Source organism: Hydrogenophaga aromaticivorans, from assembly GCF_013387465.1.
GTDB lineage: Bacteria > Pseudomonadota > Gammaproteobacteria > Burkholderiales > Burkholderiaceae_C > Hydrogenophaga > Hydrogenophaga aromaticivorans.
Genome location: NZ_VYGV01000001.1, coordinates 17,734 through 42,424, shown reverse-complemented (window position 1 = coordinate 42,424; position 24,691 = coordinate 17,734). Strand labels below are relative to the sequence as shown.

Annotated in this window: 21 protein-coding genes; 15 read left to right on the top strand and 6 right to left on the bottom strand. The window is 65.8% G+C overall.

Annotation, left to right across the window (positions count from 1 at the left end):
* Positions 1–77: 77 nt before the first annotated feature.
* A complete protein-coding gene (locus F3K02_RS00200; protein WP_177131968.1) occupies positions 78–1,265 on the bottom strand; it encodes an MFS transporter in 1,188 nt (395 codons plus the stop codon).
* Positions 1,266–1,320: 55 nt separating this feature from the next.
* On the bottom strand, positions 1,321–1,806 hold the full coding sequence (locus F3K02_RS00195; protein ID WP_177131965.1) for a YqaA family protein: 486 nt from the start codon (positions 1,804–1,806) through the stop codon (positions 1,321–1,323).
* A gap of 136 nt (positions 1,807–1,942) precedes the next feature.
* On the opposite strand from F3K02_RS00195, the gene dusB reads away from it, so the two are divergent.
* From dusB to purH, 3 genes are read left to right on the top strand one after another with little or no spacing between them, the layout of a single operon-like run.
* Positions 1,943–2,983 carry a tRNA dihydrouridine synthase DusB gene (gene dusB, locus F3K02_RS00190; RefSeq protein WP_177131962.1) on the top strand — a complete coding sequence of 347 codons (1,041 nt, stop codon included), beginning with the start codon at positions 1,943–1,945 and terminating at the stop codon, positions 2,981–2,983.
* Entirely contained in the window at positions 2,980–3,219 is a 240-nt protein-coding gene (locus tag F3K02_RS00185) for a helix-turn-helix domain-containing protein (RefSeq protein ID WP_177131959.1), read from the top strand. Before dusB ends, F3K02_RS00185 begins: the two co-directional genes overlap by 4 nt.
* 52 nt (positions 3,220–3,271) lie before the next feature.
* Positions 3,272–4,858, top strand: coding sequence for a bifunctional phosphoribosylaminoimidazolecarboxamide formyltransferase/IMP cyclohydrolase (gene purH, locus F3K02_RS00180; protein ID WP_177131955.1), 1,587 nt, complete (start codon positions 3,272–3,274; stop codon positions 4,856–4,858).
* A gap of 440 nt (positions 4,859–5,298) precedes the next feature.
* On the opposite strand, the gene hemL is transcribed toward purH, so the two are convergent.
* Entirely contained in the window at positions 5,299–6,600 is a 1,302-nt protein-coding gene (gene hemL, locus F3K02_RS00175) for a glutamate-1-semialdehyde 2,1-aminomutase (RefSeq protein ID WP_177131953.1), read from the bottom strand.
* Between the two features lie 9 nt (positions 6,601–6,609).
* On the bottom strand, positions 6,610–7,545 hold the full coding sequence (thiD, locus tag F3K02_RS00170) for a bifunctional hydroxymethylpyrimidine kinase/phosphomethylpyrimidine kinase (protein WP_177132732.1): 936 nt from the start codon (positions 7,543–7,545) through the stop codon (positions 6,610–6,612).
* 144 nt (positions 7,546–7,689) lie between these two features.
* On the opposite strand from thiD, the gene F3K02_RS00165 reads away from it, so the two are divergent.
* From F3K02_RS00165 to F3K02_RS00140, 6 genes are all read left to right on the top strand, one after another.
* Positions 7,690–7,863 carry a rubredoxin gene (locus F3K02_RS00165; RefSeq protein ID WP_177131951.1) on the top strand — a complete coding sequence of 58 codons (174 nt, stop codon included), beginning with the start codon at positions 7,690–7,692 and terminating at the stop codon, positions 7,861–7,863.
* A gap of 74 nt (positions 7,864–7,937) precedes the next feature.
* Positions 7,938–8,339, top strand: coding sequence for a response regulator (locus F3K02_RS00160; protein ID WP_290965190.1), 402 nt, complete (start codon positions 7,938–7,940; stop codon positions 8,337–8,339).
* Positions 8,339–8,704: a response regulator gene (locus F3K02_RS00155; protein WP_177131944.1), complete on the top strand. Its 366-nt coding sequence runs from the start codon at positions 8,339–8,341 to the stop codon at positions 8,702–8,704. The genes F3K02_RS00160 and F3K02_RS00155 overlap by 1 nt, the downstream gene beginning before the upstream one ends.
* A gap of 40 nt (positions 8,705–8,744) precedes the next feature.
* The gene (locus tag F3K02_RS00150) at positions 8,745–9,281 is read left to right on the top strand and encodes a chemotaxis protein CheW (RefSeq protein WP_177131942.1); all 537 of its coding nucleotides are present in this window, start codon (positions 8,745–8,747) and stop codon (positions 9,279–9,281) included.
* A gap of 87 nt (positions 9,282–9,368) precedes the next feature.
* Positions 9,369–11,618 carry a methyl-accepting chemotaxis protein gene (locus F3K02_RS00145; RefSeq protein WP_177131940.1) on the top strand — a complete coding sequence of 750 codons (2,250 nt, stop codon included), beginning with the start codon at positions 9,369–9,371 and terminating at the stop codon, positions 11,616–11,618.
* A gap of 34 nt (positions 11,619–11,652) precedes the next feature.
* Positions 11,653–17,844, top strand: a complete 6,192-nt coding sequence (locus F3K02_RS00140) for a hybrid sensor histidine kinase/response regulator (RefSeq protein ID WP_177131938.1) — start codon at positions 11,653–11,655, stop codon at positions 17,842–17,844.
* 51 nt (positions 17,845–17,895) lie between these two features.
* On the opposite strand, the gene F3K02_RS00135 is transcribed toward F3K02_RS00140, so the two are convergent.
* Positions 17,896–19,407 carry a cryptochrome/photolyase family protein gene (locus tag F3K02_RS00135; protein WP_177131936.1) on the bottom strand — a complete coding sequence of 504 codons (1,512 nt, stop codon included), beginning with the start codon at positions 19,405–19,407 and terminating at the stop codon, positions 17,896–17,898.
* Positions 19,408–19,470: 63 nt separating this feature from the next.
* Between F3K02_RS00135 and F3K02_RS00130 the strand changes: the two genes are divergently transcribed.
* From F3K02_RS00130 to F3K02_RS00105, 6 genes are read left to right on the top strand one after another with little or no spacing between them, the layout of a single operon-like run.
* Positions 19,471–20,061, top strand: coding sequence for a YqgE/AlgH family protein (locus tag F3K02_RS00130; protein ID WP_177131934.1), 591 nt, complete (start codon positions 19,471–19,473; stop codon positions 20,059–20,061).
* Entirely contained in the window at positions 20,058–20,465 is a 408-nt protein-coding gene (gene ruvX, locus F3K02_RS00125) for a Holliday junction resolvase RuvX (RefSeq protein ID WP_177131928.1), read from the top strand. The genes F3K02_RS00130 and ruvX overlap by 4 nt, the downstream gene beginning before the upstream one ends.
* Complete coding sequence (gene pyrR / locus F3K02_RS00120) at positions 20,462–20,977, top strand: bifunctional pyr operon transcriptional regulator/uracil phosphoribosyltransferase PyrR (RefSeq protein ID WP_177131919.1); 516 nt, start codon at positions 20,462–20,464, stop codon at positions 20,975–20,977. Before ruvX ends, pyrR begins: the two co-directional genes overlap by 4 nt.
* Positions 20,978–20,980: 3 nt before the next feature.
* Positions 20,981–21,937 carry an aspartate carbamoyltransferase catalytic subunit gene (locus F3K02_RS00115; RefSeq protein ID WP_177131916.1) on the top strand — a complete coding sequence of 319 codons (957 nt, stop codon included), beginning with the start codon at positions 20,981–20,983 and terminating at the stop codon, positions 21,935–21,937.
* A complete protein-coding gene (locus tag F3K02_RS00110) occupies positions 21,934–23,262 on the top strand; it encodes a dihydroorotase (protein WP_177131913.1) in 1,329 nt (442 codons plus the stop codon). Before F3K02_RS00115 ends, F3K02_RS00110 begins: the two co-directional genes overlap by 4 nt.
* A 17-nt stretch (positions 23,263–23,279) precedes the next feature.
* On the top strand, positions 23,280–24,023 hold the full coding sequence (locus F3K02_RS00105; RefSeq protein ID WP_218179312.1) for a lysophospholipid acyltransferase family protein: 744 nt from the start codon (positions 23,280–23,282) through the stop codon (positions 24,021–24,023).
* Positions 24,024–24,033: 10 nt separating this feature from the next.
* Here F3K02_RS00105 and F3K02_RS00100 read toward each other — a convergent pair whose 3' ends face one another.
* The gene (locus tag F3K02_RS00100) at positions 24,034–24,678 is read right to left on the bottom strand and encodes a glutathione S-transferase family protein (protein ID WP_177131907.1); all 645 of its coding nucleotides are present in this window, start codon (positions 24,676–24,678) and stop codon (positions 24,034–24,036) included.
* Positions 24,679–24,691: the final 13 nt, after the last annotated feature.

The following is a 24,691-nucleotide window of genomic DNA, read 5'->3' as shown; positions in this document are numbered from 1 at the left end:
AGCCCGCCCTTCAGGCGATAACGGCGTTGCATCGCCTTGCCGTGCTTCTGCACTGTCAGCGGCACTGCGCCTTGTTCTCACCTGAAGGGCGGGCTCTTGTGGAGTCGTGCGGCCCACACGCTCAGGGCCATCGCGAGGATCAACACCACCAGACCCACCTGGTGCAGGCGCAGCATGTGTCCTTGCGCGATCAGGAGACCACCCAGCGCTGCCCCCAGCGCCTGTCCGCCGTACATGGCGGAGGTGTTGAGCGCGACCGTGGCCGGGGCCAAGGCTGGCGAGAGGTGGACCAGCCGGGCCTGCTGCGCCGAGTTGCAGGCGAAGCAGCCCAGTGCCCAGGGCACCAGCACCAGCGCCTGTTGCCAGATGCCCGCCTGACCCAGCGGCCAGAGCAGCAGGCTCAGCACCATGGCGCCGAGCGTGAGCAGCACGGCGCGTGGCGCACCGATGCCGTCGATCCAGCGCGAAAGCCCCACGTTGCCGGCCAGACCAAAGGCGCCAAACCACAGGAACATCAGCGAGAGCGCACCGCCGCCCAGGCCGAGGGTCTGGAAAAAGTAGGGTGCGAAGTAGGAAAACAGCGTGAACTGGCCGAAGGCCGAAAGCAGCGTGACGCCCACGGCGAGCATCAGGGGCGCCGAGCCCAGGGTCTGTCCCCAGGCCTGGCGCGACAGCGCCGCCGGGCGGATGCCGTCGGGCATTTCGCGCCACACCCAGGCCGCGCTGGCCAGCGACATCAAGGCCACCAGGCCAAACGCCCAGCGCCAGCCCAGCGTGCCACCGATCCAGGCCGAGAGCGGCATGCCCATGACCGAAGCCACCGACCAGCCCAGAAACACGAAGGTGATGGCGCGACCGCGCTGGGCCGGAGACACCAGCAGGCCCACGCTGGCGGCGGCCTGGGGCGTGAAGACGGCGGGTGCGATGACGGCGAGCACGCGCAGCGGCAACAGCGTGGCGTAGTTCGGCGCCAGTGCGCAGATGCCGGTGAGCAGGGCGTACCACACCAACGAGAGCGTGAGCAGGCGACGCCGGTCCCAGCCCGCCACCAGCGTGGCGAAAGCGGGCGCGCCCAGGCCCATCAGGATGGCGGCCGCGGTGATGAGCTGGCCGGCCTGGGGAATCGACACGTTCAGCGAGGCGCTGATGTCGTTGAGCGTGCCGGGCACCACCATGACCCCGGTGCCGATGACGAAGTTGCCCATCATCAACGCCCACAGCGAGCGGGGCAGGGCTTTGTCGGTCGGTGGAATGGTGGGGGTCATGCCGGGCGGAGTGGATTCGCAGCGGCAGAGTATGGGCGGCGCGACACGGGCTGCGTCAGAACGGCAGTCCCCCAGGGAACACCCACAGCAGGCCGGCGGTGATCGTGAAGTAGCGCGCAAATTTGCCGATCGCCATGTAGCCCAGGCAGGGCCAGAAGGGAAAGCGCAGCCAGCCGGCCACCGCGCAGATCGGATCGCCCACGCCGGGCAGCCAGGACAGCAGACAGGTCTTGGGGCCGAAGCGTTCCAGCCAGTCCAGCACACGCACGTGGGTCGGGTGGCCGTGGCGTGCCTTGTCGACCACGCGGTGTGCGCCGTAACCCATCCACCAGCTGACCGCGCCACCCAGTGTGTTGCCCGCGGTGGCGACCAGGATGGTGGGCCAGAACAGCTCGGGGTTGAGCTTGATCAGTGCAAACACCGCGGGCTCGGAACCCAGTGGCAGGAGCGTGGCCGAAACGAACGCGACCAGAAAGACCGTGCTCAGACCGACCTCGGGCAAGGCCAATGTGTGCAGCAGTGAAACGATCCAGGCGGGCATGGGCAGCGGGTGAGTTCGTGGAATGCGAGAGCATATCGCCTGCTGAAAAAACAGGCAGATACAATGCCCATCCCCCGCCTGCGAAATGTCCGCACCGCGGTGGCCCTCCAAACCCGCCATCCGACTCGCCCCTTCCATGCAACTGGGTCCGTTCACCCTGCCCAATGCCCTTTTCGTCGCGCCCATGGCCGGCGTGACGGACCGGCCGTTCCGCAAGCTCTGCAAGCGGCTTGGGGCCGGTTATGCCGTGAGCGAGATGGTGACAAGTCGGCCGGATCTGCAGGACAGCCTGAAGACCTCGCGCCGCGCCGACCACAGCGGCGAGCCCGGGCCCATTGCGGTGCAGATCGCCGGCACCGACGCGGCCATGATGGCCGACGCCGCGCGCTACAACATCGACCGCGGCGCGCAGATCATCGACATCAACATGGGTTGCCCGGCCAAGAAGGTCTGCAACAAATGGGCCGGTTCCGCGTTGATGCAGGACGAGGCGCTGGCCATCGAGATCGTGCAAGCCGTGGTGGCCGCGGCCGCGCCGCACGGCGTGCCGGTCACGCTCAAGATGCGCACCGGCTGGTGCGCCGACGTGCGCAATGCGCCGGTGATCGCGCTGGCGGCCGAAGCCGCTGGCGTGCAGATGCTCACCGTGCATGGCCGCACCCGCGAGCAGGGCTACAAGGGCTGTGCCGAACACGACACCGTGGCCCACATCAAGAGCCGCGTGAACATTCCGGTGGTGGCCAATGGCGACATCACCAGTCCGCAGCAGGCGCGCGACGTTCTGAAGCGCACCGGCGCCGACGCCATCATGATCGGCCGTGCCGCGCAGGGCCGGCCCTGGATCTTCCGCGAGATCGCGCACTTTCTGGCCACCGGCGAGGTGCTGCCGCCGCCCGATCTGCTGGAAGTGAAAGCCTGGCTGCTCGATCACCTGCTAGACCACTACAGCCTCTACGGCGACTTCACCGGCGTGCGCAGTGCGCGCAAACACCTGGGCTGGTACGCCGCAGCGCTGCCCATCCCGGCGGGCGAGGCGCTGGCCTTCCGGCAGCGCATCAACACGCTGACCACCGTCGAGGCGCAGTTGCAATGTGTGGACGAGAGCATCGACGCCTGGACCGTTGCGGGCTACAACGACATGAACCTTCAAGAAGAAAACTGGAAACTGGCCGCATGAGCAACCACAACAACCTGCACGACTGTGTGCGTGCCAGCCTGGAAGAGTATTTCCGCGACCTCAACGGCACCGACCCCGCAGGCCTGCACGACATGCTGCTCAAGGCGGTCGAGAAACCGCTGCTCGAAGTCGTGATGCAGCAGTCACAGAACAACCAGTCGCGTGCGGCGCAATGGCTGGGTCTGAACCGCAACACCCTGCGCAAGAAGCTGCTGGAGCACAAGCTCATCGATTGAGCACTGCGCCTTATAACGAAACGAATTCAAAACCTCCCCGAGACCCCTTCCCATGCGCGCACTCATCTCCGTCTCCGACAAGACCGGCATCGTCGAACTGGCCCAGACCCTGCACGGTCTCGGTGTGTCCCTCATTTCCACCGGCGGCACCGCCAAGCTGCTGGCCGAGAAGGGTCTGCCGGTGACCGAAGTGGCCGAAGTGACCAACTTCCCCGAGATGCTCGACGGTCGCGTCAAGACCCTGCACCCCAAGGTGCACGGCGGCCTGCTGGCGCGCCGCGATGTGCCCGAGCACATGGCCGCCTTGAAGACCCACGGTATCGACACCATCGACATCCTGATCGTCAACCTCTACCCGTTTGAAGCCACCGTGGCCAAGCCCGGCTGCACGCTGGAAGACGCGATCGAGAACATCGACATCGGTGGCCCGGCCATGGTGCGAAGCGCCGCCAAGAACTGGAAAGACGTGGCGGTGCTGACCGACGCGGCCCAGTACCCGGCCGTGATCGACGAGCTGAAAGTCAGCGGCAAGCTCAGCGACAAGACCCGCTTCGCCCTGTCGGTCGCCGCGTTCAACCGCATCAGCCAGTACGACGGCGCCATCAGCGACTACCTCTCTTCGATTCAGTTCGAAGAAGGTGCCAGTGTGCCGAAACGCTCCGAGTACCCCGGCCAGGCCAACGGCCGTTTCGTCAAGCTGCAGGACCTGCGCTACGGCGAGAACCCGCACCAGACCGCCGCCTTCTACCGCGACCTGTACCCGGCCCCGGGCTCGTTGGTCACCGCGAAGCAGCTGCAGGGCAAGGAGTTGAGCTACAACAACATTGCCGACGCCGACGCGGCCTGGGAATGCGTCAAGAGCTTCGACGTGCCCGCCTGCGTGATCGTGAAACACGCCAACCCCTGCGGCGTTGCTGTGGGCAAGGATGCGCTGGAGGCCTACAGCAAGGCCTTCCAGACCGACCCGACCAGCGCCTTCGGCGGCATCATTGCCCTGAACCGCGTGCTCGACGGTGCCGGCGCGCAGTCCATCAGCAAGCAGTTCGTGGAGGTGCTGATGGCACCGGGCTACACGCCTGAAGCGCTGGAAGTCTTCAAGGCCAAGGCCAATGTGCGTGTGCTAGAGATTGCGCTCCCGCCCGGCGGCCCCTCCGCGTGGGACAAGGGCCTGAACCTCACCGACATCAAGCGGGTGGGCTCGGGCCTGCTGATGCAGAGCGCCGACAACCACGTGCTGCAACGCGCCGACCTGAAGGTCGTGACCAAACTGCAGCCGACCGAGCAGCAGCTGGAAGACCTGCTGTTCGCCTGGAAGGTGGCGAAGTTCGTGAAGTCCAACGCCATCGTGTTCTGCAAGGACGGCATGACCATGGGTGTGGGTGCCGGCCAGATGAGCCGCCTCGATTCGGCCCGCATCGCCAGCATCAAGGCCGGTCACGCGAACCTGTCGCTGCAGGGCACCGCTGTGGCGAGCGATGCGTTCTTCCCGTTCCGCGACGGTCTGGACGTGGTGGTGGATGCGGGCGCGACCTGCGTCATCCAGCCCGGTGGCTCGATGCGCGATCAGGAAGTGATCGATGCGGCGGATGAGCGCGGTGTGGTGATGGTGTACAGCGGCGTGCGCCACTTCAGGCACTGAACGATCGGACGCTTCGCGGGAAGTGCCTTGCTCCCTCTACCTCCCTCTACCTCTGGGAGAGGGTTGGGGTGAGGGCTCTTTGGAGCCCTTTTCTTTTTCTGCGGCGGTTTCGCTCGGATGCAGTTTCTCGCCAACACGGTGGGAGGGCAGGGAGTCGGGGCATCCGTTCTCCGGCTCACCTCGCGGGCGACTGTTCGGGTCCGCTGCTTTTGCTTCGTGAACGCCGGATGGGCGCTCGCTGTCTGTGGCAACCGCGAATGGAGCCTGCGACCGGACTACCCCAACCCCCTACCCCACTCGCGGGTAGGCGTGCCCAAATGCAACAACCAAAGCGTTGGTTTCGATGGGTTGCTGTTGGCGCGCGGTGTTGGCGGGATACGCAACGAATGCAAACAAAACGGCCGGACAAAGCCGGCCGTTGGGACGCCACGCAAGAGCGCTTACTTGCCCAGCAGCTTGAAAACGTCCCGCGCAGCCGAAACGGTATCGGCAATGTCCTGCGCCGTGTGCGCCGCGCTCACGAACCCGGCCTCGTACAGCGCCGGGGCGATGTACACGCCGCGGTCCAGCAGGCCGTGGAACAGGGTGTTGAAGGTGGGTCCGTCGGTCGTCATGACCTTCGCGTAGTTCTGCGGGAGTTCATCAAACAGGAAGAAACCGAACATGCCGCCCTGGCTGTCGCCACACAGGGTCACGCCTTCGGCCGCCGCGGCGGAGGTCAGGCCACTCACCAGCGACTGCGTGGTGGCCGACAGCGCTTCATAGAAGCCGGGCTTCTGGACTTCTTTCAGCGTCGCCAGGCCGCAGGCCGTGGCCACCGGGTTGCCGGAGAGCGTGCCGGCCTGGTAAACGCCGCCCAGTGGTGCGAGCTGTTCCATCACCGCGCGCTTGGCGCCAAAGGCCGCCAGCGGCATGCCGCCACCGATCACCTTGCCCATCACCGTCATGTCGGGTTCGAAGCCAGGGATCAGTTTTGCGTACACACTCTGCGCGCCACCGAGCGCGACGCGGAAACCCGTCATCACCTCGTCGAAGGCCAGCAGCGCGCCGTGTTGCGTGCACAGCTCGCGGCAGCGCTTCATGAACGGCACGCTGGCGCGCACGAAGTTCATGTTGCCCGCGATCGGCTCGATGATCAGGCAGGCCACATCAGGGCCGTGCTCGACGAATGCGGCTTCGAGCTGCTCAATGTTGTTGTATTCGAGCACGATGGTGTGCTGCACCACCTCGGGCGGCACGCCCGCGCTGGTGGGGTTGCCGAAGGTGGCGAGACCCGAACCGGCTTTCACCAGCAGCGCGTCGGCATGGCCGTGGTAGCAGCCTTCGAACTTGATGATCTTCTTGCGTCCGGTCGCGCCGCGCGCCAGGCGGATCGTGCTCATGCCGGCTTCGGTACCCGAACTCACCAGGCGCACCATGTCGATGCTGGGCACCAGCTTGATGATCTCTTCGGCCAGCTCCACTTCGCGCTCGGTCGGCGCGCCGTACGAGAAGCCTTCCAGTACGGCCTTCTGCACCGCTTCCACCACCGCGGGGTGGCCATGGCCCAGGATCATCGGACCCCAGGATCCGATGTAGTCGATGTACTTCTGGCCGTTGGCGTCCCAGAAATACGCACCTTGCGCACGCTGCACGAAGCGTGGTGTGCCGCCCACGGCGCGGAAGGCGCGCACGGGCGAGTTCACGCCACCAGGGATCAGGGCCTTGGCGCGGTCAAACAGTTCTTGGTTGCGGTCGGTCATGGGGCTTGTTCAATGTCTTGTGGTGTCGAGGGGGAAATCGTCGGCGTCCAGCGTGCTGTCGGATGAGCTGTCGGCTGTGCCCGCCTCGTCTTCTCCGTCGTCATCGTGGGCCCAGAAAAGCCGGTCCGGCACGGCATGGCCCATGCCCGGCTGGAAGCCTGCATCCAGGCACTGGTCCAGGTAGGTGAGCGCCTCGGCGCAGGCCGATTGCAGGTCGGAGCCGCCCGCGATCAGGGCGCACAGCGCCGCTGACAGGGTGTCGCCGGCGCCGCTGAATGTGGCTTCGAAGCGCTCGTAGCGCGCTGTGGCCAGCACCGTCTCCGGGCTGGCGAGGTGGCTTTCCAGGTATTGATCGGCGGCGTTGAATCCGGTCACCAGCGTGTAGGGCACACCGTGCACGGCGGCGGCCCGCGCCACCTCGCGCGGGTTGGGTGCGCGATCGCCTTCCCATTCCGGCAGCAGCCAGCGGCAGAGGGTACTGTGGTTGCCGACCAACACCGTGGTCTGGGGCAGCAACAATTCGGCGCAGGCATCCAGGTAGGTTTCGATGGCCATGTCGTCCCACCAGGACAGGTCGGGCATGTAGGTGATCACCGGCACTTCGGCGTAGTCGGTGGTGATGGCGGCGATCGCGCTCAGGTTCTCCGGGCTGCCCACGAAGCCGACCTTGAATGCGAGCACCGGCATGTCTTCCAGGGCACAACGCGCCTGATCGGTCACGGCTTCTTCATCAAAAGCGATGTGGTCGTGGATCTCGGAGGTGTCGCGCACATAGGCGCCAGTGACCACGGACATGACATGGACCGATGCACTGGACATGGCGGTCAGGTCCGCGCTCAGGCCGCCCGCGCCGCTGGGGTCGTTGGCGTTGAAAACCATCACGCAGGGCAAAGACGCTTCGCCAGACGCGGCGGCTTCGGTCAGGGACTCGGGGGTGTCGGGCATGGAGGTGGACAGGGTGTTCTGGGCGGGTTGCGCAAGGGCCGGCAGGCGGCTGCGCCCATCAAGGAAGCGGGTGGCCAAGGCCCGACGGCGGCTTCATGTGGCTCGATACAATGATTGCATTCTAAGACAATGCCCCCTATAACCATGACCGAAACCAAGACTTGGATGTGCCTGATTTGCGGCTGGATCTATGACGAGGCGGCAGGGTCTCCCGAACATGGCATCGCGCCAGGCACACCCTGGGCACAGGTTCCGATGAACTGGACCTGCCCCGAATGCGGTGCCCGCAAGGAAGATTTCGAAATGGTGCAAATCTGAGGTTTGCGCCTGGCCCGTTCCGACCGGTCGGGCTCTGAGGTTTCTGCGTCCCCCTGACACGTTTTCTGGAGCCCATCACCGTGAGTACGACGCCTGTGCTGAAAGTTCTGGTGGTCGATGACAGCAACACCATCCGCCGCAGCGCGGAAATCTTCCTCAAGCAGGGTGGCCACGAGGTGCTGCTGGCCGAAGATGGTTTTGATGCCCTGGCCAAGATCAACGATTACCAGCCCGACCTGGTGTTCTGCGACATCCTCATGCCGCGTCTGGACGGCTACCAGACCTGTGCCATCATCAAGCGCAATGCCCGCTTTGCCAGCATTCCCGTGGTCATGCTGTCTTCCAAGGATGGCGTGTTCGACAAGGCGCGCGGCCGCATGGTCGGGTCGCAGGATTACCTCACCAAACCCTTCACCAAAGACCAGTTGCTGCAAGCCGTGCAGCAGTTCGGTAACCACCTCACCGGAGCGGCGTGATGTCCATTAAAAAAATTCTTGTTGTGGATGATTCCAAGACCGAACTGATGGTTCTGTCGGACCTGTTGGGAAAAAATGGCTACAACGTGCGCACCGCCGAGAACGCTGAAGAGGCCTTTCGTCGGTTGAGCGAGGAAAAGCCGGAACTCATTTTGATGGACGTGGTGATGCCCGGTCAGAATGGGTTTCAGTTGACGCGGGCGATCGCACGCGATCCCCAGTACTCCAGCATTCCCATCATCATGTGCACCAGCAAGAATCAGGAAACCGATCGGGTCTGGGGCATGCGTCAGGGCGCACGCGATTACGTGACCAAGCCGGTGAATGCCGAGGAACTGCTGTCCAAGATCCGGGCCCTCGGCTGAGGCCGCCGCACAACGCCAGCGACCGATCCACACCGAGCACATGGCCAACCGACAGTCACTCAAAGATCTCCAGGAACGTCTGGCCAAGCGCCTGAGCGCCGCCAAGACACAGGCCATCACTGCCTCGTGGCTGGCGGTGGAAGTGGGCGGGCAGAAATGCCTGTTTCCGCTGGTTCAGTCGGGCGAGATTTTTCCCTGGACCGTGGTGCAAACCGTGCCCTACACCAAGCCCTGGTATGTGGGGGTGGCCAGCCTGCGCGGTGGTTTGCACGGTGTTGTGGACCTGCTGCAGTTGCCCGGGATGGGTGGTGCTGGCACCGCGACCGGCAGCGATCGGGTGTCTTCCGAATCGCGCCTGGTGAGCCTGCACAGCGCGCTGGGGGTCAACGCCGTGTTGTGGGTCGATCGCCTGCTGGGCTTGCGCAACCCGTCCACATTCACCGCGCTCGGCGTCCGTCCGCCCGATGCCCCGCCGTACCTGGCGCGTTCTCTGATCGACCGCGACGGGCAGACCTGGCAGGAGCTGGACCTGCAGGTGCTGGCAGCGGAACCCGAATTTTTGGCCATTGCGGCCTGATGTTGGCGTGCAGCTGGCTGCTAACGCGCTGTCCGAGCTTGCTGTTGCCGCTGGTTGCGGCTTTGTTATTTAGTTGGAAGGTTTTTCATGGCCATGCTTGATCGATTCCAGGGGCTGTTCAAGAAGCAGGGCGCGGACGAGCCCGATCTGAGCCACGTCACAGACCAGGAAATGGCCGAACTCGCAGCGGCTCGGCTGGCGCCGGACCGGTCAGAGGATTTTGCCGAAAGCCGTTTGGCACCCGACGATGACGACCTGGCCTCGGGGGCCGGTCTGGTGTCCCTTCCTCTGTTGGGACGCAAGACGGCCGAGCAGCACCGGCGCAGCCTCGGTACCTTGCTCATCTTTGCGCTGGTGTTGCTGGTGGCGGTGATCTTTTTCGTGTTGAGCCAGACCGAGAAGGTCAGCCAGCAGGTGGCTGCGAGCGGTCAGGCGCTGATGCAATCGCAGCGACTGGCCAAGAGCGTGTCCCAGGCCCTGGTGGGAAGCCCTTCTGCGTTCCCTGAAGTGCGCGAGAGTTCCGAGGTGCTTTCGCGCAACATGCGCGGGTTCAAGGAGGGCGATGCAGAACTTTCGATCGATGCCCTGGGTGCGGCCTACGCCGACCAGCTGGCCGAACTGACGCCCCGGGTCGATGCCGCCATGAGCAATGCCACGACCGTTCTGGCCCAGCAGGCCATCCTGACCCAGGTGGGCGATTCGCTGCGTTCGATCAACCGCCAGTCTTCGGATCTGCTGGAAATCGCCGAGACGATTTCGGCGCTCAAGCTGGAGCGTAACGCGCCCGCCAACGACATCTCTGCGGCCGGTCAGCTCGTGATGCTGACCCAGCGCATCGGCAAATCGGCCAACGAATTCCTGACGCTGGAGGGCGTGAGTCCCGAGGCGGTGTTCCTGCTCGGCAAGGACCTGAACACCTTCAAGGAGATCGCCGACGCGTTGCTCAACGGGAGTGACGAGTTGCGCCTGAAAGCCACCAGCGATACGCAGATTCGCGAGCGCCTGGAAGCGCTGCTCAAGATGTATGACCAGACCCGCACCGAAGCGGCGGCCATTCTGGGCAACCTGCAGGGTCTGGCTTCAGCGCGTGAAGCCCAGGCGAGCATCATTGCCGACAGCGAACCGTTGCGCATCGGACTGCAAAAACTCCAGAGCGATCTCTCGGCCCGTGCGGGACTGGGTGGCCGCGAGCTGGCGGCGTTGCTGGCGAGTGCCTTGTTTGCCTTGCTGTGCGGTGGCGGACTGGCCTATGTCCAGCTGCAGGAAAGCCGCCAGAGCCAGCTGACGGCCGAAAGCCAGCGGATCGCAGCCGAGTCGCAGGAACAGGACGCCAAGCGGGTGAACGACGCCAACCAGGCCGCCATTCTTCGGCTGATGAACGAGCTGCAGACGGTGGCCGAAGGCGACCTGACGCAGGAAGCCACGGTGACCGAAGACATCACCGGCGCCATCGCCGACTCGGTGAACTACACGGTGGAAGAACTGCGCTCGCTGGTGGGCAACGTGCAAGCCACGGCGACCCGCGTGGCGCAAACCACCTCGGCGGTGGAAAGCACCTCCACCGAACTGCTGGCCGCATCCAACGAGCAGCTGCGCGAGATTCGCGAAACCGGCCAGTCGGTGGTGGACATGGCGCAGCGCATCAACCAGGTGTCGGGTCAGGCGCAGGAGTCGGCCTCGGTGGCCCGCGTCTCTCTGCAGGCTGCCGAACAGGGTCTGCAGGCCGTGCAGGACGCCATCGGCGGTATGAACGCCATCCGCGACCAGATCCAGGAAACCTCCAAGCGCATCAAGCGACTCGGCGAATCGTCGCAGGAGATCGGTGAAATCACCGAACTGATCTCGGACATTACCGAGCAGACCAACGTGCTGGCCCTGAACGCCGCCATCCAGGCCGCATCCGCCGGTGAAGCCGGTCGCGGCTTCTCGGTGGTGGCCGAAGAAGTGCAGCGCCTGGCCGAACGCTCCGCAGATGCCACGCGCCAGATCGCGGCGCTGGTGAAGGCGATTCAGACCGACACGCAAGACGCGGTGGCCGCCATGGAGCGCTCCACGCAAGGTGTGGTGGAAGGGGCCAAGCTGTCCGACAACGCCGGTACCGCGCTGTCAGAGATCGACCGTGTGTCCCGCCGCCTGGCCGAGCTGATCGAACAGATTTCGGATGCCGCGTCCCGCGAAGCCGAATCGGCCAACGAGGTGGCCGGCAACATCCAGCACATTTTTGCCGTGACCGAGCAGACCGGTGAAGGCACGCGTTCGACCGCGCAGCAGGTGCGCGAACTCTCGGCCATGGCCGAAGAACTGCGCCAGTCGGTGTCCCGTTTCAAGATCGCCTGACCGACAGGTCGGGTCTTCATTTCCCTACATCGCCATGCTCGACACCACCACCGACAGTTTGCCGACGGACGCGCCGCTCGCCGACCTCGGTCCGCTCGCCTGGGTGTTCGACGAATTGCGCAAGTCGCTCGACGGGGCCAACAAGGCTGTCAGGCGGTTTGTGCGTGAGTCCGAACAATCGCGGCACAACGATCTGGAAGCGGTCGATCCGGGCTCGCTGCGCTTGGCCCGCCAGCAATTGCACCAGGCCGTGGGCGCCCTGGAGATGGTGGGGCTGGTGTCTCCCGCGCAGGTGCTCAGGGGCATGGAAGCCGCCGTTCAGCGTTTTGTGCAGCGTCCCCAGACCTGCACCGAAGCCGCTGCGGCCAAGGTGGAGCGCGCGGGTTTTGCGCTCATGGAATACCTCCAGGCGGTGTTGAACAACAAGCCGATGCAACCCATGGCCTTGTTCCCCCAGTACCGGGATGTGCAGGAACTGGCCGCGGCAGAGCGGGTGCATCCCGCCGACCTCTGGCCGTTTGAACGGCAGGCGAACAACATGGTCCCGCCAGAGGGTGCCAAGGCTTTGTTGCCGGATCCCCAGCTGCGCTCGATGTTTGACCGTCTGGTCCTACTGGTGGTCAAGACCCACAGCCACGCTGCTGCGCAACAACTCGCGCGTCTGAGTGCGGGTCTCTCGGCCGGCGCCGCCGTGCCCCGGGTGCGCACCTTCTGGCGCGTGGCGGCGGGCTATTTTGAAGCCTTGGCACACGACCTGCTGCCCTCGGATGTGTATGTCAAACGGGCCGCTTCCCGCATCCTGTTGCAGTTCGCCGGGTTGGCGCAGGCGGGCAAGCCGGCTGAGGTGTCCGAGACCCTGCTGCGCGACCTGCTTTTTTTCTGTGCCCAGAGCCTGCCGATGGACGGGGGCAAGACGCCTTACCTGAGCGCCGTGCGACAGGCATTTGGCCTGACCGACGCGTTGCCGGTGGACTACGCGCTGGCCTCCCTGGGTCAGTTTGACCCGGCGGTGCTGGTGCAGGCGCGCAAGCGCATTGGTGCGGCCAAGGAGTCGTGGGCGCTGTTCTCCGGTGGTGATGCCAACCGGGCGCGGCAGGTGGTGGATCAATTCGGCCTGATCGGCGACTCCTTGCTCAAGCTGCACCCCGCCAGCACCGCGCTGGCCCAGGTGCTGGTCAAGGCGGTGGACCAGGCGGCGCGTGGACAGGCCGGTGTGATGCGCCCCGAGCTCTCGATGGAGGTGGCCACCACCACGTTGTACCTTGAGGCGGCGTTTGAAGATTTTGATCCCAGCGATGAGGAGTTCACGGAACGCACCCAGGCGCTCGCGGCGAGGCTGGAGAGCGTTCTCGGAGGCGCGCCGGCGGAACCCCTGGACGCCTGGATGGAGCAGCTCTACCGCCGGGTGAGCGACCGGCAGACGATGGGCAGTGTTGTCGGTGAACTCAAGGTCTCGCTGGGTGAGGCCGAAAAATCGCTGGACCAGTTTTTCCGCATGCCACGTGAAAAGGCCTGCCTCCACGTGGCGGTCTCACAGCTCGCCCAGATGCGTGGCGTGCTGTCGGTGCTGGGGCTGGACCAGGCGGTGCTGGCGGTGAGCCGCATGCGCACCGCCGTCGAACAGATTCTGGATACCGAGGTCGACGAAGCCATGGCCCGCGAGGCGGGCACGTTCCAGCACCTGGGCGACAACCTCAGCGCCTTGAGCTTCCTGGTCGACATGCTCAACTACCAGCCCGCGCTGGCCAAGAAGCTGTTTGTCTTTGACGAAGAGTCGGGTGAGTTGCGTCCGGTCATGGGGCGCACAGTGAATCCCTTGCCGTCAGCGATGACCGACGAAGTCCAGGCCATCAGCGCCGGCGTGATGCGGGTGGTGGAGGGCGCGCAGGGCGACGTCAATCTGGCCGATCTGAGCCAGCAGCTCGACACCCTGGCCGATCAGGCCCAGCTGGCAGAACAGAGCGGCGTGGCGCGCGCCGCGCGCGAAGCCGCGCAAGCCGTGGTCAACCACGACGCCCAGGCGGGTGCGCAGGCTCTGGTCGGGTTGTCGCAGGTGGCGATGCCCGCGTCCGCTGCTGAGCCGGCACAGCCGGCCCAGGACAACGACGACGAAGACCTGCTCGACATCTTCCTGGAGGAAGCTCGCGAGGTGGTGGTCAATGGACTGGACGCGGTGCGGCAGTTGCAGGCGCATCCGGGAGAGCTGGAGCAGCTCACGACCTTGCGCCGTGCCTTTCACACCCTCAAGGGCAGTTCGCGCATGGTGGGCCTGACCGAATATGGCGAGGCCGCCTGGGCGATGGAGCAGCTGTTTAACGCGGTGCTGGCGGAGCAACGCCCCGCTGCCGCCGGGCTGCTGACACTGGCGAAAGACGCCATGGAGGCGTTCGACCGCTGGGTGGACGCGATCGAGGCACGCGCCGCCGACGAGTGGAAAGCCGAACCGTTCATCCGCAGCGCGCAAGCCTGGCGCGACCAGACACAGTACCTGCCGCTGGCCGTGGCCAGTGGCGTGGCCGAGTCGGTGACCGTGCAGGTCGAGCCCGAACAGGAGGCTGCTCAGACCGTGACCGTGGTGGACTGGGACCAACCCGAAGTGGTCGATGAAGCGCCACGCGATTTTGCCGAAACGTCCTCTGCCGACCTCGACTTCAGTCTGGAACCAGAACCGTCGATGAAGGGCGTCGAAGTGTCGTCGCCCATGTTGTCTGACATCGATTTCGACAGCCTCGCCCTGGTGTCTTCGAAGGTGCAGGTGCCGGATGCTGCCGAAGCGGCGGTGGAGCCGGTCGACCGCGCAGAACACCCCGCCGCGGACGTGTCGTCGATGTTCGACGACATTTCGCTCGATCTGGACGACCTGTCGGCGTTGGACGATGCCGCGCCACAGGCTGTTGAAACGGCGGCCGGGTCCGAGGGAGCCGGGGCAGACGCCACCGGGTCGCTCAAGGCGCCCGACCAGGTCGACGTGGATGTCTTTGCCACGCCCGAAGCGGCCGATGTGACGATCGAGGTCATCGACTTCGAGGACGTTCAGGCCGAACAGCCTGAGCCTGAGCCTGCAGAGGACCTGAGAAACCCGACAGACCTGACGCTGCCCGAAGTGACATCGGAAGAGGCGACGTCCGATGCGACGGTGGCGGACGAGGAGCCGGCGTCGCCGGAAGCCACGCCGGAAGAAGAACCGGTGGTCGATGCCCCGGCGGACGACATGCCCGATGACCAGACCCGGTTGATCGGACCGCTGCGTATCGGCATCAAGCTCTACAACGTGTACCTGAACGAGGCCGACGAGTGGTCGCGCCGCCTGTGCACCTGCCTCGCCGAGTGGTCGCTGGAGCGCCACGAGCCCGTGCCCGACCAGGCCGAAGCGCTCGCGCACTCGCTGGCGGGCGCTTCCGCCACGGTGGGCTTCCAGCCGCTGTCGGACATTGCCCGCGCGCTGGAGCATGCCCTGGGCGCCGTGGCCCTGCACCAGCAAGGTGGGGTGGTTGCCACCGCCGAACAGTCGCAGCTGTTTGTTGATGCCGCTGAAGACATCCGCCGCCTGCTGCACCAGTTCGCCGCGGGCTTCTTCAAGGAGCCCAACGAAGACCTGCTGGTCGCGCTGGACCGGCTGTTGCATGCCCCGGTGCCCAGCACCGAAGGGCTGGACACAGAGCTGCCTTCGCGCTGGGATGCCGAACTGCCGCAAGACGCAGAGCCGGCCATCGACAGCACGGTGTCGCCCGAGGATGTGCCGTCGGCCTTTGCCCCGCCGGCATTCGAGGCCACAGGTTTCGGCGATCCCGCAACCGCGATCATGCCCCTGGTCGAGGTCGAGAGCCAGGGACCTGTGCAGGACATCGACGACGACATCGACGCCCTCGACACCATCGACGTGGACCTGTTCCCCATCTTTGCGGATGAGGCGCTCGAATTGCTGCCCCAGCTGGGCGCGGCCCTGCGCCAGTGGGTGGCACGCCCCGAGAACACGAGTGCCCGTGCCGAGGTGCTGCGCAACCTGCACACCCTCAAGGGCAGTGCCCGGCTGGCTGGCGCGCTGCGTCTGGGCGAGATGGCGCACCGCATGGAAACCGAGGCCGAGCGCCTGGGGTCCGAGGTGCAATATTCGGCCGAGGTCGAGCCCTTGATGGCGTCTTTTGATGCCATCAATGCCCGCTTCGAGTTGTTGCGCCGGACCGACCCCGAAGTGCCCGATGTGGTCCGGCACGCGCCCGAACAGGCGGCCACCGAAGCCCTGTCGGCGCCAGAGTCCGAGACCGTCGCGCAGCCGGTCGCTCCGGTGGTGGAACCGGTCGACACGGCCAACGTGCCCGGCCTGACCGGTCTGGATTTGCCCAGCGCGCCGAAGGCCGTGCAGGCCCGAGCCGGCGCCGCCGTGCGGGTGCGTCCGGAACTGCTCGACCGCTTGGTCAACCAGGCCGGCGAGGTGATGATTTCCCGCTCGCGCATGGAGTCCGAGCTGGTCACCCTGCGCGGTTCGCTCAAGGACCTGACGGGCAACCTCGACCGTTTGCGCATCCAGTTGCGGGACATCGAGTTGCAGGCCGAGACCCAGATGCAATCGCGTCTGGCACAGGCCCGTGATGCCGACCAGTCGTTTGACCCGCTGGAGTTCGACCGCTTCACCCGTGTGCAGGAACTCACCCGCATGATGGCCGAGTCGGTGAACGACGTGGCCACCGTGCAGCGTAACCTGCAGCGCGCCGTGGAGGCGACCGAAGACGGTCTGGTCGCACAGGGCCGTCAGACACGTGAGCTGCAGCGCGACCTGTTGCGCACCCGCATGGTGGAGTTCGAAGGCATTTCCGAGCGCCTGTACCGCGTGGTGCGTCAGTCCTCCAAGGAAACCGGCAAACAGGTGCGCCTGGACATCGTCGGTGGCCACATCGAGATGGATCGGGGCATCCTGGACCGGATGACCGCCGCTTTCGAACACCTGCTGCGCAACTGCGTGGTGCACGGTATCGAAGCGCCCGAGGCGCGGCTCGCTGCGGGCAAACCGGCCGAGGGCCGGATCGAGATCCGGTTGGCCCACGAGCTCAACGACGTGTCGCTGGTGTTCCAGGACGACGGCGCCGGGCTGGATCTGGTGCGTCTGCGCGAGAAGGCGTTGTCGCAGGGCTATGTGGTCGCGGGCACCGAGCTCAGTGACGAAGAAGCGGCCCAGCTGGTCTTCATGCCGGGACTGACCACCGCCAGTGAGGTCTCTTCACTGGCCGGACGCGGCGTGGGCATGGACGTGGTGCGCACCGACGTGGTGGCTCTGGGTGGCCGGGTCGAGACCCGCACCCGGCCGGGCCTCGGTACCGACTTCAAGCTGGTGCTGCCCCTGACCACGGCGGTGACGCAGGTGGTGATGGTGCGCGCGGGTTCGCTCACGCTGGGCGTGCCGTCGAACCTGGTCGAGCTGGTGCGGCGTGTCAGTGCCGATGAACTGGCGCAGTCCTATGCCAAGGGCACTCTGACCGTGGCGGGCGAAGAGGTGCCGTTCTACTGGGCCGGGGCGCTGTTGCAGTCCTCCGTGCGGACGCAGGAAGCCCAGGGGCGCACCCTGCCGGTGGTGATTTTCCGAAGTGCGGCCCAGCGTGTGGCCATGCACGTGGACGAGGTGCTGGGCAACCAGGAAGTGGTGGTCAAGAACCTGGGGCCGCAGCTCTCGCGTCTGCCGGGTCTGGCGGGCATGTCGGTGCTGGCTTCGGGCGCGGTGGCGCTGATCTACAACCCGGTGGCGCTGGCCACGGTGTACGGTCCCCAGGTGCAGGAGTGGGTGTCCAACCACACGCAGCAGCCGGTACAGGCCGGCGCGGAGACACCGCTGCCGATGGACATGGCGGCGAGCGCCGTGCCGCTGGTGCTGGTGGTCGACGATTCCATCACCGTACGCCGTGTGACGCAGCGCTTGCTGCAACGCGAAGGCTACCGCGTGTCGCTCGCGGCCGATGGTCTGCAGGCGCTTGAACGCCTGCAGCAGGAACGTCCGACGGTGGTGTTGTCCGACATTGAAATGCCGCGCATGGACGGTTTCGATCTGGTGCGCAACATCCGCAGTGATCCGCGCCTCGCGGCCTTGCCGGTGATCATGATCACGTCGCGCATCGCCGAAAAGCACCGCGAACACGCGCGTGAACTCGGTGTGGACCACTACCTCGGCAAGCCGTACGCGGAAGACGAGCTGCTGGCCCTGATCGGGCACTACGCTAAAGCGGGCATCGAAGCCTGACCGTTCAATAGGCGCCGAACCTGAAGACCCCGACCACCGCGCCGGGGTCTTTCATTTGGGCGTGGCGTTGGGCTTTTTCACCACCGCGTAACGCAGCAGCGTGCGTTCGCGCGCCTCGGCGTGGTCCACCACCGGGTGTGGATAGGTCTTGCCGAGTTCCACGCCCGCGGCGACCAGCTCCAGTTCACGCGCCTGCCAGGGCGCATGGATGCAGGCGTCGGGCAAGTTCGCCAGCTGGGGCAGGTAGCGACGGATGAACTTGCCTTGCGGGTCAAAGCGTTCGCTCTGGGTGACCGGGTTGAAGATGCGAAAGTAGGGCTGGGCGTCGCAGCCGCTGGAACTGGCCCACTGCCAGCCGCCGTTGTTGGCCGCGAGGTCGAAATCGATCAGGTGGTCGGCGAAATAGGCTTCGCCCCAGCGCCAGTGAATCCCGAGGTCCTTGACCAGAAAACTCGCCACCACCATGCGCAGGCGGTTGTGCATGTAGCCGGTCTGGTTGATCTGCGCCATCGCCGCGTCCACCAGCGGGTAGCCCGTGCGGCCTTCGCACCAGGCAGCGAACAGTTCTTTCGCGTGTTTGCCTTGTTCGAACCTGATGTGGTCGTATTCGGGCTTGAAAGCCTTGTCCACCACGTGCGGGAAGTTGGCCAATATCTGGTGGTAGAAGTCGCGCCAGATCAGTTCGCTCAGCCAGGTGCTGGCGCCCGCCATGCCCTGCAGGTGCATCTGGTAGGCCACGCTGGCCACCTGGCGGATCGATAGGGTGCCAAAGCGCAGGTGCACGCTGAGGTAGCTGGGCCCTTTGATGGCAGGGTAGTCGCGGGTCTCGTGGTAGCGGTCGATGCGCTGCACGAAATCCTCGAAGAGCTGGTGCGCGCCTTTTTCGCCGGGCGCCATCTTGAGCTGGGCGGGGTCGATGGGTTCGAAGTCGATGTCGGACAAACGTGGAACGGGCGCATTCCATTCACCACCCACCGGGCCGGGCAGGGCGCCCAGCGACGCCGCGTACCGGGCCACCGGGTAAGGCTTGAGCTGGAAGCTGTCGACTTGCTTGAGCCAGGCGTTTTTGTAGGGCGTGAAGACGCCGAATGCGTGGCCCGCCTGCGTCAGCACCTCGCGGCGCTCGAAGACCACGTGGTCCTTGTGACCATGGAACATGATGCCTTCATGGGCCAGTTGACCCAGCACGTGCGCATCGCGCGCGTGGGCGGCGGGTTCGTCGTCGTGGTTGGCGAACACCGCCTGCACCTGCAGCTGCCGGGCCAGGGCGGGGATTGCATCCCGCGCGCGCGCGTGGCGCACGATCAGTCCGGTGGCTTCGGTGCCGTGCTCGCGACCCATCGCACGCAGCCGGGCATCCAGCTGCACCAGCGATTCACGGATGAACGCCACCCGCCGGTCGGCGGTCAGACCACGTGCCAGCAGCGGCTCCAGGATCTCGGTGTCCAGGACGAACACACACCACACCTGACGACAGCTTTTGAGGGCGTGGTAGAGCGCGGCGTTGTCTTCGGCACGCAGGTCGCGGCGAAACCACATCAGGCCTTTGTCGTAGGTGTTCATGCGCTGGACGGTCGGGTTGCAAGGCGGGGCGCTGCGAACGGGGCGGCGGCTTAAAATCCAGCCATGACCGACGATTTTGCCCCCATCAACCTGACCAATCATTTCCTGATTGCGATGCCCGGTCTCAGCGACGAGCTTTTCGGTCGCAGTGTGGTGTTCATGTGCGAGCACAGCGAGCGCGGTGCCCTCGGTCTGGTGATCAACAAGCCCAGCGACATCCTGTTGCCGCGCCTGTTTGAAAAGGTCGACCTGCCCATGGGTCGCGAAGACCTGGCGCTGTTGCCGGTGTTCCAGGGCGGCCCGGTGCAGACCGAGCGCGGCTTTGTGCTGCATGAGGCGATCGAAGGCGGCGAGGGCGAGTCGGTCTACGCTTCTACGCTGTCCATTCCGGGCGGGCTGGAGATGACGACCTCCAAAGACGTGCTCGAAGCCATGTCCTCGGGTGCCGGGCCGCGCAAGGTGTTTGTCACCTTGGGCTACGCGTCGTGGGGCCAGGGGCAGCTCGAATCCGAGATCACCGAAAACAGCTGGCTCACCGTGGAGGCCGATCCGAGCCTGATCTTTGACGCGCCCGTGGCCGAGCGCTACGAACGTGCCATGGCCCTGCTGGGCCTGCAGCCGTGGATGCTGTCGCCAGATGCGGGCCATGCATGATGGTGGTGGAAGTTCCGGTCAACGGTCAGAGTTTTTTAGCCTTTGATTACGGCCTGAAACGCACGGGTGTGGCCAGCGGCAACCGCATCACGCGCACCGCCACCCCGCAGGCCACGATCGCTGCCGAAGGGGATGCGCGGTTGGCCAAAGTCGCCGAACGCATCCGAGAGTGGCAGCCCGACGCCCTGGTGGTCGGCGTGCCTTACCACCCCGATGGCGCAGCGCACGAAAACACCGCCCGCGCGCTGAAATTTGCGCGCCAGCTGCGTGGCCGTCACGGTCTGCCGGTCTATGAGGTGGACGAGCGCTACAGCACCACCGAAGCCCATGCGCTGGGCGCGAAAGATGCCGACGCCGCATCGGCCTGCATCATCCTGGAACAGTTTTTGAGGAGCCTGCCTTGAGTGCATTGCAACTGGACGCCGAACAGCTCTACCTGGCGTTGCTGAAGGGCGTGAAAAACCTGATCGCCTCCACCCCCGAGCCGGTGTACCTGGCCGGCATCACATCGGGCGGCGCCTGGCTGGCCGAGCGCCTGCAGCGCGATCTCGGGCGCGACGGCGATGCCGGCGTGATCTCATCCAGCATGCACCGCGACGACTTCGCCCAGCGCGGTCTGGCGCTCAGTGCCCAGACCGTGCTGCCGTTCGACGTGAACGGCGCGCATGTGATCCTGATCGACGACGTGCTCTACACCGGCCGCACCTTGCGCGCGGTGATCAACGAACTGTTCGACTACGGTCGCCCGGCCAGCGTGCAGCTGGCGGTGCTGGTGGACCGCGGCGGACGCGAACTGCCGATCGAGGCCCGGGTCTGCGCGGCCACGGTGGTGTTGGCACCGACACAAACACTTGAACTCGCGCGCGACCACGAGGGGCGCCTGAGCTTCGTGCTGGAAAACAAGAAGGAAGCCTGAAACGTGGCCAAGAACCCCCAACTCAACAAGAACGGTGAACTCATTCACCTGCTGTCCACCGAAGGCCTGTCGCGCGACATCCTCACCAAAATTCTCGACACCGCGGCCAACTTCGTGAGCATCAGCAACCGCGAGGTCAAAAAGGTGCCACTGCTGCGTGGCAAGAGCGTGTTCAACCTGTTCTTCGAGAACAGCACCCGCACGCGCACCACTTTCGACATCGCGGCCACGCGCCTGTCGGCCGATGTGTACACGCTGGACATCGCGCGCAGCTCCACTGCCAAGGGCGAGTCGCTGCTCGACACCATCGCCAACCTCTCTGCGATGGCGGCCGACATCTTCGTCGTGCGGCACAGCGAGTCGGGTGCCCCGTACCTGATTTCGCAACACGTGGCGCCGCACGTGCACGTGATCAATGCCGGCGATGGCCGCCATGCCCACCCCACGCAGGGCCTGCTGGACATGTACACGATCCGGCACTACAAGAAAGATTTCACCAAGCTCTCGGTGGCCATCGTCGGCGACGTGCTGCACTCGCGCGTGGCGCGCTCCGACATCCACGCGCTGACCACGCTGGGTTGCCCGGACGTGCGCGTGGTCGGGCCACGCACCCTGGTGCCCGGTGATCTCTCGCAGATGGGTGTGCGCGTCTGCCACACCTTGGAAGAAGGCATCAAGGACTGCGACGTGGTGATCACGCTGCGTCTGCAGAACGAGCGCATGAGCGGCGCGCTGCTGCCGTCGAGCCAGGAGTATTTCAAGAGCTTCGGCCTCACGCCCGAGCGCCTGCGCTGGGCCAAGCCCGACGCCATCGTCATGCACCCCGGGCCGATCAACCGGGGGGTGGAGATCGACTCCGCGGTGGTGGACGGTCCGCAGAGCGTGATCCTGCCGCAGGTCACATTCGGTATCGCCGTGCGCATGGCGGTGATGGGCATCGTTGCAGGGAATGAAGCATGAAGATACTGATCCAAAACGGCCGTGTCATGGACCCGGCCACCGGCCGCGACGAACGGGCCGACATCGCCATCGCAGCCGGTCGCATCATCGCCATCGGCAACGTGGCGCCCGATTTCCACGCCAACCGCACCATCAACGCCAGTGGCTGCGTGGTCGCGCCCGGCCTGGTGGACCTGGCGGTGCGCCTGCGCGAGCCCGGCCAGGAACACGCCGCGATGCTTGAGAGCGAAATGGCCGCGGCGGTGGCCGGCGGTGTGACCTCGCTGGTCTGCCCGCCCGACACCGATCCGGTGCTGGACGAACCCGGCCTGGTGGACATGCTCAAGTTCCGCGCCGAAAAACTGCACCAGGCGCGCGTGTTTCCGCTGGGTGCGCTCACCCGGGGGCTGAAGGGCGAAGAGCTCACCGAGATGGCCGAACTCACCGAGTCCGGTTGCATCGGCTTCGGCCAGGCCGAGGTGCCCATCGTCAACGTGCAGGTGCTGCAGCGCGCCCTTCAGTACGCCGCCACCTTTGGCTACACCGTCTGGCTGCGTCCGCAGGACTTCTGGCTCGGCAAGGGCGTGGCCGCCAGCGGCCCGCTGGCCACGCGCATGGGCCTGGCCGGCATTCCGGTGATGGCCGAGACGATCGCGTTGCACACGCTGTTCGAACTGCTGCGCTCGGTGCACGGCAAGGGCAGCGAAGCGCGCGTGCACCTGTGCCGCATCAGCAGCGCCGCCGGGCTGGCGCTGGTGCGCCAGGCCAAGGCCGAGGGCCTGCCGGTGAGCTGCGACGTGAGTGTGCACAACCTGCACCTGACCGATGTGGACATCGGTTATTACGACAGCCGCCTGCGCCTGCAGCCGCCGGTGCGCCAGCAGCGCGACCGCGATGCGCTGCGAGCGGGCCTGGCCGATGGCAGCATCGATGCGCTGGTGTCCGACCACAACCCGGTGGAGAGCGACGCCAAGGTGCTGCCCTTCGCCGAAGCCGAGCCCGGCGCCACCGGCGTCGAACTGCTGCTCGGCCTGGCCTGCAAATGGGCGCAACAGGATGGCCTGGGCCTGATGCAGGCCCTCACTGTGCTGACCACCGGCCCGCAGGCGGTGCTCGGCAACAGCCTGGGCACGTTGCAGCACAGCGTGGGCCAGCTGACCGTGGGGGGGCAGGCCGACCTGTGCATCTTCGATCCCAACGCCAGCTGGCGTGTGGAGCCTGCGGCGCTGCGCAGCCAGGGCAAACACACGCCCTTCGGTGGTCACGAAATGCCGGTGCGAGTGCGCGCCACGCTGGTGGCTGGCCAGGTCGCGCACGAGCTGAGCCCGGCCGCGGCGCTGGCGTGAGCGCTCGCGGGTCGCGCTTGACAGCGCTGTGGCGGGCCGTTCGCGCCCTAGGCCATGTGCTGAGCGGCCTGTGGATCATCCGCAGCGAGTTCGGGCAACTCACGCCCGACCAGTGTGCGCTGATGGTGCGCGAATGGTCGCGCCAGATGCTGCGCATCATGGGCGTGGAGCTGGTGGTGCGTGGCACGCCGCCCGCGAACGGGCCGGTGCTGCTGGTGGCCAACCACATCTCCTGGCTCGACATCGTGGTGATGAACGCCGCGCAGCCGGCGCGCTTCGTGTCCAAGGCCGACGTGAAACACTGGCCGGTGCTGGGTGCACTCATCACCGGCGCGGGCACGCTCTACATCGAGCGCGAGAGCCGGCGCGATGCCATGCGCGTCGTGCACCAGATGGCCGAACGCCTGCGCGCCCACGACAGCATCGCCGTGTTTCCCGAAGGCACCACGGGCGACGGCCGTTCGTTGCTGCCGTTCCACGCCAACCTGTTCCAGGCGGCCATTTCGGCCAATGCGCCGGTGCTGCCGGTCGCGATGGCCTATGTGGATGGTGCCAGCGGCGGGCGCAGCGACGCCCCTCTGTTCATCGGAGACACCACGCTGGTTGCTTCGATCTGGAGCACACTGCGCGCCCAGGGTCTGCAGGCCGTGGTGCACTACGGCGAACCCCAGCTCTTTCAGGGGCGCGACCGGCGGGCCTGGGCGCAGGACGTGCGCACCGAGGTGGCGCAGATGCTGGGGCTGGCGCCACCGAATCATTGAATCGGCCCGTTCAGCCCTTCACGCGCTGCATCATCAGCTCGGTGTTGGTCTTGCGGTCGGCATTGACTTTCTGCACGGCGGGCCGTTCGCCCAGGCGCTTGAGGTAGTCGCGCACGGGCAGATCGGCCAGGTAGTCGCGGCCATAGATGATCCGGGTCGCGCCACTCACCAGGGGCAAGTGCACGGCAGCAGCCACATCGGCCAGGGTGAAGCTGTCGCCGGCGATGAAGGGCGAAAACTTCGCCAGCTTGGCGAAGGCCGCGATGTTCTTCTCCAGCTGCTGGCCGGTTTTTTCCTTGGCCGCGTCGCTGATCTTGCCGCCGAAGAAGGCCTCGGGGTAGAGGCTGCGCGCGACCAGCTCCAGGTGCAGTTCCAGATAGCGCAGCAGTTCGCGCACCTTGGCCGCGGCAAACGGATCGGCGGGCAGCAGCGGTTGCTCCGGGTACTTCGCCTCGATGTATTCGAGCATCACGGTGGACTCGCAGAGCGTGCCCTCGTCGGTCTTCAGGTAAGGCACCTTGCCCAGCGGGCTGGCGGCCCTGTCGGTCTGGCCCACCCAGGCCAGTTCTTCCTCAAAAGGCACGCCTTTTTCGAGCAGGGCGAGCTTGACTTTGTTGTAGTAGTTGCTGGCCGCGAAGCCGCAGAGTGTGAGCATGAAAGTCTCCATT

What these genes read in the sequence shown, in the direction of transcription:
- thiD (WP_177132732.1), bottom strand. Translation starts at nt 7,545, where the DNA reads ATGCCCGACACCCCCGAGTCCCTGACCGAAGCCGCCGCGTCTGGCGAA.
- ruvX (WP_177131928.1), top strand. Translation starts at nt 20,058, where the DNA reads ATGATGGTGGTGGAAGTTCCGGTCAACGGTCAGAGTTTTTTAGCCTTT.
- F3K02_RS00165 (WP_177131951.1), top strand. Translation starts at nt 7,690, where the DNA reads ATGACCGAAACCAAGACTTGGATGTGCCTGATTTGCGGCTGGATCTAT.
- F3K02_RS00110 (WP_177131913.1), top strand. Translation starts at nt 21,934, where the DNA reads ATGAAGATACTGATCCAAAACGGCCGTGTCATGGACCCGGCCACCGGC.
- F3K02_RS00150 (WP_177131942.1), top strand. Translation starts at nt 8,745, where the DNA reads ATGGCCAACCGACAGTCACTCAAAGATCTCCAGGAACGTCTGGCCAAG.
- purH (WP_177131955.1), top strand. Translation starts at nt 3,272, where the DNA reads ATGCGCGCACTCATCTCCGTCTCCGACAAGACCGGCATCGTCGAACTG.
- F3K02_RS00135 (WP_177131936.1), bottom strand. Translation starts at nt 19,407, where the DNA reads ATGAACACCTACGACAAAGGCCTGATGTGGTTTCGCCGCGACCTGCGT.
- F3K02_RS00185 (WP_177131959.1), top strand. Translation starts at nt 2,980, where the DNA reads ATGAGCAACCACAACAACCTGCACGACTGTGTGCGTGCCAGCCTGGAA.
- hemL (WP_177131953.1), bottom strand. Translation starts at nt 6,600, where the DNA reads ATGACCGACCGCAACCAAGAACTGTTTGACCGCGCCAAGGCCCTGATC.
- F3K02_RS00155 (WP_177131944.1), top strand. Translation starts at nt 8,339, where the DNA reads ATGTCCATTAAAAAAATTCTTGTTGTGGATGATTCCAAGACCGAACTG.
- F3K02_RS00195 (WP_177131965.1), bottom strand. Translation starts at nt 1,806, where the DNA reads ATGCCCGCCTGGATCGTTTCACTGCTGCACACATTGGCCTTGCCCGAG.
- dusB (WP_177131962.1), top strand. Translation starts at nt 1,943, where the DNA reads ATGCAACTGGGTCCGTTCACCCTGCCCAATGCCCTTTTCGTCGCGCCC.
- F3K02_RS00140 (WP_177131938.1), top strand. Translation starts at nt 11,653, where the DNA reads ATGCTCGACACCACCACCGACAGTTTGCCGACGGACGCGCCGCTCGCC.
- F3K02_RS00200 (WP_177131968.1), bottom strand. Translation starts at nt 1,265, where the DNA reads ATGACCCCCACCATTCCACCGACCGACAAAGCCCTGCCCCGCTCGCTG.
- F3K02_RS00130 (WP_177131934.1), top strand. Translation starts at nt 19,471, where the DNA reads ATGACCGACGATTTTGCCCCCATCAACCTGACCAATCATTTCCTGATT.
- F3K02_RS00145 (WP_177131940.1), top strand. Translation starts at nt 9,369, where the DNA reads ATGGCCATGCTTGATCGATTCCAGGGGCTGTTCAAGAAGCAGGGCGCG.
- F3K02_RS00100 (WP_177131907.1), bottom strand. Translation starts at nt 24,678, where the DNA reads ATGCTCACACTCTGCGGCTTCGCGGCCAGCAACTACTACAACAAAGTC.